The organism is Paenibacillus sp. GYB004 (assembly GCF_036577605.1).
Taxonomy (GTDB): Bacteria; Bacillota; Bacilli; order Paenibacillales; family NBRC-103111; genus Paenibacillus_AB; species Paenibacillus_AB oceani.
On record NZ_JARBDB010000040.1, the window covers coordinates 84,990 to 99,611 of the forward strand.

A 14,622-nucleotide genomic window follows, 5' to 3' on the forward strand; every position below is an offset into this window, starting at 1 on the left:
TGGCCTGCGGGGCGCCGGGCTGCCGCTAGACAGCTCGCCTTCGGCTGACGTCAACCGACGCCAGCCGACTGGCCGCCGAACGCCTCCTGCGCCGCGATACCGCCCGCTAGAAGACGTATACGGGACGCAGCGGCAGTCAATGCCGTTCCCCCCTCGACCTGGGAAGGACGTATCTTCCCCCTCTTTTCCCCGCCTGTTACAATAAAGACAGAACCTTTCGCCGCCAACCGAGGAGGGATCGCTGATGGCCCGTGAAAGCTTCGACAAGGAAGTCCAGTTTCTGCGTTTGCTCGCCTTGACGAGCGGTGCGTACAGCCGGCAGCAATTTGCCGAGCGACTTGGCATATCCGTACATACTTTCGATAAAACGATCAAGCGCCTCAAGGAAATCGTCGGCACCGTGCACGGACAATTGCCGGAGGAGCAAGGCAAGGAGCTCTCCGAAGCGGTCCGCTACAGCTACTATGACTGCGCCGATCCGATGCTGCTGTTCCTGTTCCGCGCCAAATCGCTGAAAGAGTCCGAAAGCGAGCGGATCTCGATGCTGCTCGCCGCCTTGAACAACCGGCCGTTCACCGCGATGGAACTGCTCGATCTGCTCTGCGGCCAGCTGCCTGCCAGCTCCGCACAGCCGGATGAGAAGACCGTTCGCTCCGATCTGAAATATTTGGAGGAAGTCGGCGTCATCCGTAAGGAGGCAGGTCCGCGTCCGTACCGGTACCGGCTGGATAACGAATTTATTATGCAGTTGTCCGAGGAGGAGCTGTACGATCTGTACGACTTCGTCGATGTGATGACCCATACGCAGGTGCCGTCGGTTCAAGGCTATATGCTGCGGGACGGGCTGAAGAAGCATTTCCTGCGCGGCGCCGCCGACAAGCCGGCCGTGGAGCCGTTTCTATACAAATACCATTATTATTCGAGAATATTGGACGAAGCTCACCTGTTCCCGCTGATTCAGGCGATCCGCAGCCGCCGCAAGGTACGCTTTCTGTATTTCTCCCCGAAAGCCGACAAGAGCTACGCCTCCAAAAATACGAATCCGCTGTTCGAGCGGGAATCCAGCGGCAGGCTGGAGACCGCGCTTCCGCTGAAGGTGGTATACGATCATCAGTACGGACGCTGGTATATGCTCGCCTCCGGCCGGGAGGGCATCCGGAAATACCGGATGGAAGGCATGACTCAGATCGAAGAAGACGCGGCGGTTGCCGAGACGGAATTTGCCGATAAGCTCCGGGAGCTGGAGGAGCGCACGCGGTTCAGCTGGCTCATCGATACCGGCCGTCCGGTCAACGTGCGCGCCCGCTTCTATAACCCCGGACCCGGAGAGCCGAACTTCGTCAAGGAACGAGTGCTGCTGCAAGGGCAATGGGGGCGGATTACAGAGGAAACCGACGACCGCTTCGACTTCGAGATTACCGTGAACGGTACGATCGAGATCCGCCCGTGGCTGCGCAGCTTCGGCTCGAGCTGCGAAGTGCTGGAGCCCGCCGGGCTGCGCCGGGAAATGATCGAGGAATGGAAGGAGCTGCAAGCCCGTTATGAACCCGTTCGAGAAAATATTTAATTACCGCCTCTTGTCCCGGCTGGACGACTCGGGGACGTTCATGGTGACCTCGCACGAGCGGCAATGGCTGAAGACGATGCTCCGGCACCCTTCCGCCGCCGATGCGTTCTCCCCGGGCACGTTGGAGAAGCTGCGCTCCATCCTCGAGCGCGAGCCCTCCATCGAAACGGCCGTATATGTAACCGAGAAAGCGCGCAGCGCCGACAAACAGCTGTATCATCCGATGCTTCGTCCGCTGCGCCGCTGCTTGCAGCGTTTATCGGGGGTGCGTCTGACGTACTCGACCAAGGGAGGACAGATCGTGTCCGGCCAGACAGGGATGCCGTTCAAGCTGGAATATTCGATGGTCAAAAAAGAGTGGTACCTGCTCTGGTACCATCTGAGGCACCGCGCCTTGATGAGCACCCGGCTGCAAAAAATCGTCTCGGTCTCGGATTTCGTCATCCCGCCGGACGAAGCCGAGCGGATTCGCGGGCAGATCCCCCGGATGCTCGACTCCCGCAAGACGGATGCCCTCATCGAAGTCGTCCCTGCGTACAATCGTGAGCTGTCCCGCATCCTATACGCGTTCTCCTGTTTCGAGAAGGATGTCGAATACGATCCGGCGGCCGGCCTCTACCGGATTCGGGTCTGTTTTCTCGGCGACGAGAGCGAATATTTGCTCTCCAAGCTCCGTTTCCTCGGCAAGCGTGTCCGGGTCGTGCAGGGGGATTACTTGCAGAAGCGGATGCACGAATCCGCGACCAAGGCGCTGGCCCGGTACGGCATCTTCCCGGACGCGGAGGGACGGGAGGAAGCTGCGGCTGCCTCGGAAGCGGCGGAGGGGTAAACCTCCGGTGGGGCGGATGAGGCAAGCTCAGCGGCTGGCGGGCGCGGAGAGCGCTCCGGCGGCATGTAGCAGCGATTGGCGGACGGGATGGCGCTCTCGCGGCAGGTAGCAGCGATTGGCGGACGGGAGGCGGTCCTTTAACTGGAAGCCACCTAATTTTAATCAGAATTTGGCGCGATGCACTAAAATGGCGTGAGGTGCTGCGGCGGTGCTTCTTCAGCCTGAGGCCACCCATGCTACCGGAAGAATGACTTCCGTTATTCTCGCTCCACGCTCGTCAAATCGGTGTTAGCGGAACTTTCATTTCCGTTATTTCCGCCGATTTAGCTTATTTGGCTTTACGAGCAAGCAATAGCGGAACAAAAACTTCCGCTTTTGCTCTCCCAGACGGCTTCCTCCCCAAATAACGGAAGTCGTTCTTCCGCTAAGTCCATACGGTCGACCGATCGCCGCCAGGCAGCGAATCACACTGCGCCGGACGAGCGTCGCTCTGGCGGCTCGAAGCAGCCGCAGACGGGCGAGAGACGGCACCTTGGAGCGATGCAGCATCTGGCGGACGGAAGCCCGGCCGGGGGAGCTACGCGGTGACTGGTGGGACGAACGGTGGAACGGTGCTTTGGCGGCTCGAAACAGCCGCTAGGGCGAGAGACGGGCCGTTGGTGCGAAGCAGCATCTGGCGGGCGGAAGGCGCTCCGACGGCGCTGAACTGTGACCGTGGGCGAGCGGCTCAATTCGGCGGTCCGAGTAGTAGCCGGCGAGCCCAAGTCACAAGACGAGTCATCCAGACGGCTGCCATCACGACGACTGACCAAACAAAAAAACGCCGACGCTTCCCATGCCGGCGCTTCTCCGTTATTTTCTTCTGTAAAATTTCTCCCAATTTCGAAGGATTCTATCCTTGGTAAATCTCGCTTGAAGCCGTGCGCACCTTTCCCACTTTTCTTCGGCCTGCCGCTTTGTCTGGTAAAACCGGTAATCGCAAATGTTCCACGGATTGAACACTTTCCGGTACGATTTCCCGTTCGTCAGACAGCCCGCGTACCGGCGCACCGCTTTCGCGGCCTGGCGCTTGGCCCAGCGTGTTCCGGGCGTAACATGGTCCGTCATAACGGGTGACTTTTTAAAACTTCGGCTCATCTCTAACCTCCTAACGGGAAGCTAGAGACCGTCCAACTTTTTCATCCACCCACCCTTTCCTCGTTCCTACCATCATGTATACGTTATACGCCTCCATACTAGGCTTGGTTGCGCTTCAAAGCTTGGCCGTGCTCCAAACTCAACAAGCTAAGTTACTCTCACTTACGATTTCGCCGCACACAAACGCAAAGCAGCAGCAGTGCGAGGATACAGCCCTTCTCACGAGTTCGGATATCGGCATGCTGGCATTATACTGCAAGACCTGCGCTGAATAGGAACGACTACTTCAGGCATTTCAACAAGGAGCCCCCGAACCCTCCACCCTCCACGCCCGCCGGAAATGCTACGCTCGCATGAAATACAAAAGCGCCTCCGGCATCCCGCCGGAGGCGCATGGCTATATTTGCTTACACTTGAGCTTATCGGTTGACACCGGCCCCTAGAGGGCCATCCCTGCCGTCCCCCGGCCTCGCAACGAGACAGGTACGGGGAATCAAGGCTTCACCGCTCCCGATCGCCTCGTCCCGCGCAAGAAGCGCCAGCTCGTCCGCTTGCACCTGCATCGCCTGGCGAAGGAACATGTATTCTCTGCAAGCGACATACGCCATGTAGGGAGGCAGCACCGTTTGCATCTCGGCAAGAAGGGCGTCCAGCTCGTCCAGATGCCGCTCCAGCTTCCCGCCGATTTCGGCCAGCCGGCTTCTGTCTGTGACCGGTCTCCCCGCCAATCGCTGCTCGGCCTGAACCGCATCGGCAAGTCCGAGCAGCGCGTCGATCAGTCCGATCACTCTGCGGCATTCGAACCGGTTGACGAGCAGGTCGTATTCCCGGCCGGAAACCGGATCTCCCCGCTCAAAGAGCAGCAGCGTATGTTGAGCAAGCGCCCGGGTAATTCGGTACGCTTTATGAATCCCGTCGGAAGCGAGCACGCCTTGTATGATTCTGGAGGGGTACGGGCGCGAAGCATCCCCGTTGCCGGAAAACACGCCGATCTCCAGCAGCAGGACAAACGTCGGGTTGTACTGGAACATTTTCCGCATTTCCTGAAACCCTCTAGCCCACTGCTCCGCTTTTTGGCCGTCTACGATCCAGCCCGCGTATACACGCTCGAACTCGGAGGCGCTTCGTTTGCGCGTATTCCAGCTTTTCTCCGCCAAGAAGGCCGTATTCCGGCGAAATGTCGGCGAATAGAGTGCATAGGCCATCGCTCCCTCGAAGGAATGCTCCGCTCCCTCGTTCAGCCGGTTCTCGATATTTTCCACATAATCCTGATAGAACATGCCCGCCAAATACCCTGTGCTCGGCGCCATCCAGCCTGCCGCCCCGCGAACCGATCGGACGGGAAGCACCGGCATCGTATAGTTCCACCAATGAATGACCACCTTGCCGGCCAGGTCGCTCCGTTCCAGCAGCGTTTCGAACGCTTCGTCAAAACCGGTTAAACTGTCAGCCATGTCGTGCCAAATAATAATTTTCTCCATCCCGTTATCGACAAGAAACCGACCGATTTCCGTCAAATAAAGCTCCAGCAGCTGGCGAGGAGAATGTTTCTTCAAATCTTCGGCACACCAGCTGGTGATTTCGTCCATGCCGATATGGAACCACGTCTGGCCGAACGGCTTCATGTAACGATCGATCACCCGTTTCATCATCCGTTTCAGCATCGGGAACGTCTCCGGATGGGTCAGCGAGTAGCCGGTGCCCGTCGCTTGGCCCTGCCCGTCTACCGACGAGATCGCCGGGTACAGTCTCGGCAGCAGCCGCGAATGGCCGGGACCGTTAAATTGCGGAATGACCCGGACGCCCCGTTCGACCGCATACGCGATAAGCTTACTCAGGCCGTCCTGCTCGTACAAAGCCGGCCGGTACGTCTTCGTCTCCGCTTGCCCCGTCGCGGGATTCCAATAACGGATGCTCCGTTCCTCCACCAGCTCCGGATCGTCCAGCAACGGCGCGAACAGAAACTCGGAGCTGCTGTTGCCTTCCGCCGGGTACCGTCTGGGCCAGCAGCCGTATATCCCGATCCCGAGCGTGTTTAGCTTGAAGGATACCATCTCGTCGACCATCGCTTTCCAGTCGTCCAGCTCCATCAGATCGGAGCCCCAGAAGCTTTCGGCGAATATGCCCCGGACGGCCAGATCCGGCTCGTCTTCAATCTCGGCGAGAGGCAGACTCAGCAGGTCGCGGGTCGTCCCGGGCTGAAGCAGCTGAAGCAGCGTCTGGACGCCATACAGCAGCCCTTGCGGCACTCCTGTGATCCGCAATTCATTTGCATCCGACACGAGCGTATACCGCTCCGCCTCCATGCCTCTCTCCACCAGCCGTACCCGATAAGCGTCACCTTCGCGCACACTTTCGTCCCTCTGCGACTCTTGCATGCGTACCTTAACCGTTCCGCCCCAATGCTCCTCCAACCAAGCAGTCAACTGGCGCACAGCCGTTAACGTAACTGCCGCCGGCTGTGATCCCGCTTCAACCGTCACTTCGACTGTCACTGGCCGGCTGCTGTCGAGCACCTGCTTTCCTTCGTACCTCATCTTTTTGGGTGCCGGTATGAGGATAGGAACACTGCTTCCGTTCACGATACATTCTTCCTTTCCATGGGGGATCGATAATCGCCCGTTTTTCATTTATAATTCGAGTACAACACTGATGCCGGGAGATGCGGCCGATGAAGCCCTATCCGATCGGGGAGCTGTCCCCGTATGTTCATATCATCGTCAGATGGTGCAGCAAGGAACAATTTGTATACGACCGGGAACCGAACGAGACCTGGACGCTGTTTATTCCCGAAAGCGGCGAGTTCCGATATGAGATCGGCAGCCACCGGGGAACGGCGACGTTCGGCGATCTCGTGCTCTGCCCTCCCGGCGTGCTGATGGAGCGGGAAGTGATCCATCCGCTTACGTTTCTCGCCGTGTATTTCGACTGGTATGCGGAAGGCGGGCGCAAAATCGAGAGCGAGCACGAGCTGACGCCCCATGCAGTCGGAAAATGCGCCTTGCAGGATACGCAGCGGCTGTTCTCGTCCAACGAATATTTGAAAAAAGTAATCAAGCAGAAAGATCCGGCCAGCGTCTATCGCCGAAACTTCCTGCTCCAGGACTTATGGCAGCTGTATGCCTGGGAGACCCGCTCGGCCGCCCAAGACAAGATCAGGCAGCCGATCGATACGCTAATGCGTCAAGCGGAAAGCCTGCTCCGGGAATCCAGCGCCTCGCCCGTCAACATGAAAAGCATCTCGGGAGAGCTCGGTCTGAGCGCCGTTCAATTCACTCGCCGTTTCAAGGCGGCATACGGAGTGACCCCTTCCGACTACGTCACGTCTCTCCGGCTAAGCCGCGCCCGCACTCTGCTCGCGGAGACGAAGCTGACACTGGAGCAGATCGCGCTCCAATGCGGCTACGAGAACGGATTGTACCTCAGCCGGATCTTCTCCAGAAAGATGAACGTAAGCCCCTCGCAATACCGGAAAGCTCATTTTGTATAACATCCGGTTCGTACTCGGTTCGGCCCCTGCCGATCGGCGGCGGCATCCGCTTGCAGAAGGCGGACGCCGCCGGACCGGCCGGGATGCGCTCCTTCTACTCTATTTCTGTTTTTCCGCCTCAATCATTTTATTGATTTCTTCTTCGGCGCGGGCCAGCGCGGTATTAACGTCGATCGTGCCTTCCGTGTATTCCGTAAATTTCGCTTTTGCGATATTTTCGGCTTTGGGGCGATACTGGGAAGCGACGGGGTATGACACCGGCTTGCTTTTGAATATGCCTGCTACATTTTTGCCTTGCAGAAACGGCATGTCGGCGCCAAACGATTTTTGGACCGCCTCGCTTTTTAAGGTGGTTATGCTGCCCGACTTGGCCCGTGCGGTCTGGAACTCCTGCGAGGTCAAGACGTCAAGCACTTGCAGCGCCGCTTTCTTATGCTTGCTCGCTTGCGTGATCGTGCCGACGTACACGCTGGAATTGCCGTAAATGTTCGGCTTCTCGGGAAAGCTCGGATACTGCACGACATCCCACTCCAGCCCTTCCTTCTCTGCCGGCTGCAAAGCGGAAAAGATATTCAAATGGCCGACCATCGCAAGCGTCTTGTCCTTCGTAAACTCGTTCAGCACGTTTCCAACCGGTTTATTGCCAGGAATCGAATACATCGCATTCACCAGTTCAAAAATCTTTTTCCATCCCTCGTTGTTAATCGAAGCTTTGTCCGTCTTATAATCGACGGCGGCCAGCGACAGCGGCTGCGAGATCCATATGATCCCCGCTCCCGGGTCCAATCCGCGATATTGCGTCCCGCTTTCGTACCGGGTGACCCGTTTGCCGAGCTCGACCGTCTGGTCCCACGTCATCCCGTCTTTCGGATAATCGACCCCGAACTTATTGAAAATCGTTTTGTTGTAATACAAGGCGTGAAACGTAGTTTCATAGGGTAACGCAAACAGCTCGCCGTTCGTCGAAGCGATTTTAACATCGTCGATATAATTCGTTTCAAAACGGTCCAGGTTGAAGTTGTTCTCTTGGATCAAGGCCGTCATATCGTATAACAAACCTTTGGTGCGGTACGAGCTCAGGTTGCCGTTAAAGGTGAAGATGATGTCCGGGATCGTGCCGGCGATGATCAGGTTATCCAGCGTATTTCCTTCCGCAGGCCGCATCAGGCTCAGCGTAATATGCGGGTACTTCTCCTTCACATACCGGCTGAGCAGCGTGTCGAATACTTCGTTATACGCACCGTCGACTGCCGCCGTAATCGTGACCGGCTCCGCTTTCTCCGGCTCTTTCGGATTGCCGGCCGTACCTCCCGGGTTCTCGCTTTGACCTGCACAGCCTGCAACCAGGACAAGCCCGATCATCGACAGCAGCATCGTTTTTTTTGTAACCACCGGGTAACCCCTCCTTGTTTGATATGGATTTCTTGAGAGCGCTCGCATTCATCGTAATCGATAACCTATGCCGTTCCTATGGACAATCGCTTCACCTTTTATGCACTTCATTTCACCGGGAAAGGATCGGTTCGGACGAGCCTCGATCGCCTGCCTGCTTGACCGGCACGACAAATAAGCCCTCCCTTTGCAAGAATGGCCGGCGTCCCCTCTATTCCCTCACGATCAGCATATACACTTTCGCATCTCATGCTATACTGGTGCCATCATGACCAAGAAGATGGTGATCATTTGAAAAAAGTCCGGATTCTCTCAATCTTAATCGTGGCAGCAGTCTTACTGGGCATCGCGAGCTCCCTCTGGAAAAATCGAGCCGATCCGTTATCCGCGCATCACGCCGAGGCCCGCGCCACAATTGAAGGCTTCTACAACGCGTTCCGGGTCGATATCGGAGGCACAGCACCTTACCTCACCGTATCCCCCGCTTTTTTGGCCAACTATCGTTTCTATTACGGGGATATTCAAGGTTACACGATCGCCTCGATCCGGGAGTCCGGCTCCGATCTCAAGACGGCTTCCGTCCAGGTCCGAACCAGGAAACACGACGGCGCCGAGGTGACCTATACCGATACGCTGCAACTGGAACGGACGGACGGCAGCAGGTGGCTCATCAGCGGCTATGTAACGAGCAGCACCGAAGGATGGCCCAAGCTGCCTTAATGCCTTAATTCCGCCTGAGACCCTCCCGCATGCTATCGCACAATAAGAGCTTCTCGCACCCTTCTCGCACCCTTTATTTTCAACCTAATCGAAAAAACGAGACGAATAAAGGCGATTCGCACCACTTATTTCAACCCGCTGGCGGGGTCTACACCCTTTTCGCCGATTTTAGCAGTCCCAGACCGCTCTTATTTCCCCATTCAAACGGGTTATGGACAAAATAAAGGGTGCAAACGAGGCTGTCGATTCAATGTGTAGAAGTGTTAGCAGGCCGTTCCAAGTGAAAAGTTACCTTCTTCTGCTCAAACAGGTTGTCCGGAATCCCTTGATTGAATAAGGATTGTGAGGTAGGGGATTCCAGACAAAACTCGCCAGAAGGTAATCTTTTCCCTTTCCACTTGGTTGTCCACAATGAATCGACAGCCTCGCAAACCGCTCTTATCCGGTTTTCCCCTCCCAAGCAGGGCCTAGGGCCGACGGACCGCGATCGCGATCACGATCACCATGAACGACCGCAACACCTGCCGGCCCAATTAGCCGACTTAATCACTTAATCAGTATGAGTCATGTGCAAAAACCCCGCCCGGCACAATGCCAGACAGGGTTCCTTCAACTAGCGCCGCCACGGCGAATCCATTACACCATGACTTTGCAAATATTGTTCGTAAATTCCACCGGGTCTTCAACCGGCAATCCTTCGATCAGCAGAGCCTGGTTGTACAGCAGGTTCGTGTACAGATCGAGCTTCGCCTTATCGCCGGCGAACGCATCCTTCAGCGACCGGAACACTTCGTGGTTGACGTTGATTTCGAGCACCTTGTCCGCCTTGACGTCCTGGCCGTTCGGCATCGCCTTCAGGATTTTCTCCATCTCGATCGTCAGCTCGCCCTCGGCGGTCAGGCAGACCGGATGGGTTTTCAGCCGCTTGGACGTCCGGACCTGCTTCACTTTGCCGGCGAGCACGGTTTGCATATGCTCGAAAATGTCCTTGTTCTCGCTCTGCTCCTCATCCGACTCCTTGTCCTTCTCGTCCGGCTCGATGCCGAGATCGCCGCTCGATACCGATTTGAACTCCTTCTCCTTGTAGTTCATCAGCATCTTGATCGCGAACTCGTCGATATCGTCCGTGAAGTACAGCAGCTCGTAGCCTTTATCCGTGACCAGCTCGGCTTGCGGCAGCTTCTCGATCCGCTCGATCGACTCGCCCGAGGCGTAGTAGATATACTTCTGGTCTTCCGGCATTCTCGAGACGTACTCGTCCAGAGTGACCAGCTTTTTCTCCTTGGAGGAGTGGAACATGAGCAGATCCTGCAGCAGATCCTTGTTCATGCCGTAGTCGCTGTATACGCCGTATTTGAGCTGGCGGCCGAACGCTTTGTAGAACTTCTCGTAGTTGTCCCGCTCGTCCTTCAGCATGCTTTGCAGCTGGCTTTTGATTTTGTTTTTGATGTTTTTGGCGATCAGGCTGAGCTGACGGTCATGCTGCAGCATCTCGCGCGAGATGTTCAGCGACAGGTCCTCCGAATCGACCATCCCTTTGACGAAGCTGAAATAGTCCGGGAGCAGGTCCGCGCACTTGTTCATGATCAGCACGCCGTTGGAGTACAGTTCGAGTCCCTTCTCGTATTCCTTCGTATAGTAATCGAAAGGCGTATTTTCCGGAATGAACAAAATCGCGTTGTATACGACGGCGCCGTCCGCGCTAATGTGGATATGCTTCAGCGGCTTGTCGAAGCCGTACCGTTTCTCGTTGTAAAACTTCTCGTAATCGTCAGCCGTCAGCTCGCTTTTGTTTCTGCGCCAGATCGGAACCATGCTGTTGATCGTCTGCTCTTCGACATACTCCTCAAGCTCGTTGTCGTTTTCGTCGGCGCCTTCCTTCGGCCGCTGTCCTTTGACATCCATTTTGATCGGGTAGCGGATAAAGTCGGAATACTTTTTGATAATCGCCTTTAAACGGTATTCCTCCAAATACTCGTCGTACTGGTCGTCCTCGGTGTTCGGCTTGATTTTGAGAATAATCTCGGTCCCTGCCGAATCTTTCCCGCACGACTCGATCGTGTAGCCGTCCGCACCCTCAGATTCCCACTTGAACGCTTCGTCGCTGCCGTGCGCTTTGCTGATTACGGTAACGACATCGGCTACCATAAACGCGGAGTAAAAGCCGACCCCGAACTGGCCGATAATGTTGTGGCCGTCCTTCAGCTCGTTTTCTTTTTTGAACGCCAGGGAGCCGCTCTTCGCGATGACCCCCAAGTTATTTTCAAGCTCCTCCTTGGTCATCCCGATACCCGTATCGGAGATCGTCAAGGTCCGGTTCTCTTTATCTGCGGTGACTTTGATGTAATAATCGTCTTTGTTGAACACAAGCTGGTCGTCCGTTAACGCCTTGTAATACATTTTGTCGATGGCGTCGCTGGCGTTGGAGATTAGCTCCCTTAAGAAAATTTCCCGCTGCGTGTAGATCGAGTTGATCATCATTTCCAGCAATCGTTTCGATTCCGCCTGAAACTGTTTCTTAGCCACGAATAAGTCTCCTTCCAATAGTGAAAATAGCCGCGCCAAAACCGCGATGTCGTATTCGTCACCCGTGAAGAAAGGCGGTCCAATCGTTTTGGCACTCAAGTAACTAGACTGCTACTACTATTATTAGTATATAAAACAGACGGATCTGTCAATAGCAACCGCTGCAAATGGATCATTTGTTTTGGATTAAGCCCGCTGCTCGAAGCGCTTAACAATCTCCACGACCACGTGGGTCGCCTTCAGCATGTTGTCGACCGACACGTACTCGTACCGGCCGTGGTAGTTCTCGCCGCCTGTAAAAATGTTGGGAGTCGGCAATCCCATATACGACAGCTGGGAGCCGTCGGTCCCGCCCCGGATCGGCTGGATGACCGGCTCGATTCCGAGACTCTCCATCGCCTGGCGGGCGATATCGACGATTTCCATGACCGGCTCGATCTTCTCGCGCATATTGAAGTATTGATCCTTAATCTCAATCGCGATGCGCTCTTGCCCGTATACGTGCCGGAGCTCCTCGACGATGCCGGTCAGCTCGGCCTTTCTCCCTTCGAACCGCTGCCGGTCGAAGTCGCGGATGAGGTAGCTCAGCACGGTCTCCTCCACATTGCCGTTTATCGAGATCAGGTGGAAAAAGCCGTCGTAGCCGTCCGTAAACTCGGGCGCTTCCTCCACCGGAAGCCGGCGGTTGATCTCCATCGCTATTTTCGCGGAGTTGACCATCTTGCCTTTGGCCGTGCCCGGGTGTACGATTTTCCCTCTGCACAAAATGCGGACAGCCGCCGCATTAAAGCTCTCATACTGCAGCTCGCCGAGCGGGCCCCCGTCCATCGTATACGCATACTGCGCGCCGAAGGCGACAACGTCGAACCGGTGCGGACCCCGTCCGATCTCTTCGTCGGGCGTGAACGCGACCCGGACTTTGCCGCGCTTAATCTCCGGATGCGCGATCAGATACGCCATCGCCGTCATAATCTCGGCCATCCCGGCTTTGTCGTCGGCTCCGAGCAGCGTCGTGCCGTCCGTCGTAATGAGCGTATGTCCCTTATAACCGGCCAGCTCGGGGAAATCGCGAGGCGACAGGACGATCCGCTGCTCCTCGTTCAGCACGATGTCCCCGCCGTCGTAGTTGTCCACAGTCTGCGGCTGGACGCCCGCCCCGGTGAAGTCCGTCGCCGTATCGATATGCGCGAGAAAACCGATGACCGGTACCGGCTTATCCGTATTAGCCGGAAGCGTAGCCATGACGTAGCCGTTCTCGTCGATCGTCACTTCCTCCATCCCGATCTGCTTCAGTTCCTCGACCAGCATCCTGCCGAGCGTCCACTGCCCCGGCGTGGAAGGACAAGACGGGCTACCGTCGTTCGATTGGGTATCCACCTGCACGTAAGAGGTAAATCTGGCTATCATCTCATTTTTCATATCGCTCAGCTCCTTATCGATTATTGTACTGCAACGCGCCCGGCCTTGGAAGGGAGCTCCGTCCGGCGATAACCCGCAGACGCCTCCGGTTGCATTCTTCCACCTGCTTGGTACAATGACTATGCCAAGTAAAATTCACGGCTCTCGCCTTAGGGAGCTCTAGAACGGACGGCGCACGAACCAACAGCAGGAAGTTTACACCAGGAAAGCGGAATCTAAACAACGAAAGGTGCTGGAATCGATTGGACAAACGAAAAGCGAAAAACGAATTGCCGCCTAACTATGCGGAACTCAAAACGGCCTCGAACCGGACATCGAATTGGCGCGAGCGGCTGACTGCCGTAGAAGAGCTCGGCGCCTGGAAACATGAGCAGGTGATCGACATCTTGACGCACCGGATGAATAACGACACGGTGTATCAAGTCCAGGAGGCCGCCTACCGCAAGCTCAAGGAGTTTGGCGAGAACGTGCAGCAGCCGCGCAGGAAAAAGGGCGAACTGGTCAAGGGAACGACGAAAATTTTCGTCCGCATTAAAAAAAGTTTGCCGGAGGGCCACTCGTTCGAGCAATTCAAGGAAAAACTGCATAAGATGAGACTTGATGTATACGATACTTATGAAGGGGACAAAGGCGCAGAGTTCGAAAAATGGCTGGAAGAGTCGTGGGCCGCGTTAACGAATAAATAGGCGGTGCGAGACGCATCTGACTCTGATTTTTGGAAAAGGCGACATTTTATAGCCGTGATGTGTTATAGTTTACCGAGAACATTAAATTTAGGAGTGATCCTCTGAGAAAACAAAAACCTATGCCCTTTGACGAATTGCTTAAAGAATTGCAGGGTCAAAAAACAAGTAAGGAAGGCCAGACTTCGCTCGACGAACTGTTCACCAAGTCGTTTATGAGCAAGCATTCCTCCTGCAAAAGCTTTAACGAGTTTCTGGAGATCGGCAATTTCCAAGCCGATACGCTCGATGATATCCGTAACATTCCCGACGAACTGTGGGACCGGCATGTCGCCAGGCAGACCAAGTTCGCCGACTGGAAGTCGATGCTGAACGAAGCGACCCGCGAGCAAGCTAAAGCGCAGTCGATGCATAGCTAGAAGCGAGCGTTCGAACGGTCCGCGGCTATAATGACGAAGCAAGTCCTCTTTTTGATAAGAGGGCTTTTTTGTTGCTAACTGCCGACCACGTCTGCACCCTTTTCGCGGATTTTAGGAGCTGCAAACCGCTCTTATTCCGTGTCCAACCCGGTTTGCGGACCAAATAAAGCATACAAACGAGGCTGTCGATTTATTATGGACAACCAAGTGGAAAGGGAAAAGATTACCTTCTGGCGAGTTTTGTCTGGAATCCCCTACCTTACAATCCTTATTCAATCAAGGGATTCCGGACAACCTGTTTGAGTAGAAGAAGGTAACTTTTCACTTGGAACGGCCTGCTAACACTTCTACACATTGAATCGACAGCCTCACAAACCACTCTTATTCGTTACCTCCACCACGAAAAAAAGCGTCCCTCCCCCAGGAAGAGACGCAACCCG

General features: G+C 55.7%; 11 protein-coding genes. 6 read left to right on the forward strand and 5 right to left on the reverse strand.

Features of this window, described 5'->3' with window-relative positions; translation table 11 throughout:
• The first annotated feature begins 244 nt into the window (after positions 1-244).
• Complete coding sequence (locus PV433_RS16720; protein ID WP_332073210.1) at positions 245-1,567, forward strand: helix-turn-helix transcriptional regulator; 1,323 nt, start codon at positions 245-247, stop codon at positions 1,565-1,567.
• Entirely contained in the window at positions 1,542-2,396 is an 855-nt protein-coding gene (locus PV433_RS16725) for a WYL domain-containing protein (RefSeq protein WP_332073211.1), read from the forward strand. Before PV433_RS16720 ends, PV433_RS16725 begins: the two co-directional genes overlap by 26 nt.
• Before the next feature lie 852 nt (positions 2,397-3,248).
• Here the strand turns inward: PV433_RS16725 and PV433_RS16730 are convergent.
• Together PV433_RS16730 and PV433_RS16735 are read right to left on the reverse strand one after the other, a co-directional pair.
• Positions 3,249-3,533 (reverse strand): hypothetical protein, encoded by a 285-nt coding sequence (locus tag PV433_RS16730; protein WP_332073212.1) that lies wholly within the window; start codon positions 3,531-3,533, stop codon positions 3,249-3,251.
• Between the two features lie 419 nt (positions 3,534-3,952).
• Complete coding sequence (locus PV433_RS16735; protein ID WP_332073213.1) at positions 3,953-6,115, reverse strand: family 20 glycosylhydrolase; 2,163 nt, start codon at positions 6,113-6,115, stop codon at positions 3,953-3,955.
• 89 nt (positions 6,116-6,204) lie between these two features.
• Here PV433_RS16735 and PV433_RS16740 point away from each other — a divergent pair, with 89 nt between their 5' ends.
• Complete coding sequence (locus PV433_RS16740; protein ID WP_332073214.1) at positions 6,205-7,023, forward strand: AraC family transcriptional regulator; 819 nt, start codon at positions 6,205-6,207, stop codon at positions 7,021-7,023.
• 99 nt (positions 7,024-7,122) lie between these two features.
• Here the strand turns inward: PV433_RS16740 and PV433_RS16745 are convergent, their stop codons facing one another.
• Positions 7,123-8,415 (reverse strand): ABC transporter substrate-binding protein, encoded by a 1,293-nt coding sequence (locus tag PV433_RS16745; RefSeq protein ID WP_332073215.1) that lies wholly within the window; start codon positions 8,413-8,415, stop codon positions 7,123-7,125.
• A gap of 291 nt (positions 8,416-8,706) precedes the next feature.
• Between PV433_RS16745 and PV433_RS16750 the strand changes: the two genes are divergently transcribed.
• A complete protein-coding gene (locus PV433_RS16750; RefSeq protein ID WP_332073216.1) occupies positions 8,707-9,135 on the forward strand; it encodes a hypothetical protein in 429 nt (142 codons plus the stop codon).
• A 636-nt stretch (positions 9,136-9,771) separates the two neighbouring features.
• Here PV433_RS16750 and htpG read toward each other — a convergent pair.
• Together htpG and pepT are read right to left on the reverse strand one after the other, a co-directional pair.
• Positions 9,772-11,661, reverse strand: coding sequence for a molecular chaperone HtpG (gene htpG, locus PV433_RS16755; protein ID WP_332073217.1), 1,890 nt, complete (start codon positions 11,659-11,661; stop codon positions 9,772-9,774).
• 186 nt (positions 11,662-11,847) lie between these two features.
• Positions 11,848-13,080, reverse strand: a complete 1,233-nt coding sequence (gene pepT / locus PV433_RS16760) for a peptidase T (protein ID WP_332073218.1) — start codon at positions 13,078-13,080, stop codon at positions 11,848-11,850.
• Positions 13,081-13,322: 242 nt separating this feature from the next.
• On the opposite strand from pepT, the gene PV433_RS16765 reads away from it, so the two are divergent.
• Positions 13,323-13,766: a HEAT repeat domain-containing protein gene (locus PV433_RS16765; RefSeq protein WP_332073219.1), complete on the forward strand. Its 444-nt coding sequence runs from the start codon at positions 13,323-13,325 to the stop codon at positions 13,764-13,766.
• A 119-nt stretch (positions 13,767-13,885) separates the two neighbouring features.
• Positions 13,886-14,182, forward strand: a complete 297-nt coding sequence (locus PV433_RS16770; RefSeq protein ID WP_190931560.1) for a hypothetical protein — start codon at positions 13,886-13,888, stop codon at positions 14,180-14,182.
• The last annotated feature ends 440 nt before the right edge of the window (positions 14,183-14,622 follow it).

What these genes read in the sequence shown, in the direction of transcription:
- PV433_RS16720 (WP_332073210.1), top strand. Translation starts at nt 245, where the DNA reads ATGGCCCGTGAAAGCTTCGACAAGGAAGTCCAGTTTCTGCGTTTGCTC.
- PV433_RS16725 (WP_332073211.1), top strand. Translation starts at nt 1,542, where the DNA reads ATGAACCCGTTCGAGAAAATATTTAATTACCGCCTCTTGTCCCGGCTG.
- PV433_RS16730 (WP_332073212.1), bottom strand. Translation starts at nt 3,533, where the DNA reads ATGAGCCGAAGTTTTAAAAAGTCACCCGTTATGACGGACCATGTTACG.
- PV433_RS16740 (WP_332073214.1), top strand. Translation starts at nt 6,205, where the DNA reads ATGAAGCCCTATCCGATCGGGGAGCTGTCCCCGTATGTTCATATCATC.
- pepT (WP_332073218.1), bottom strand. Translation starts at nt 13,080, where the DNA reads ATGAAAAATGAGATGATAGCCAGATTTACCTCTTACGTGCAGGTGGAT.
- PV433_RS16770 (WP_190931560.1), top strand. Translation starts at nt 13,886, where the DNA reads ATGCCCTTTGACGAATTGCTTAAAGAATTGCAGGGTCAAAAAACAAGT.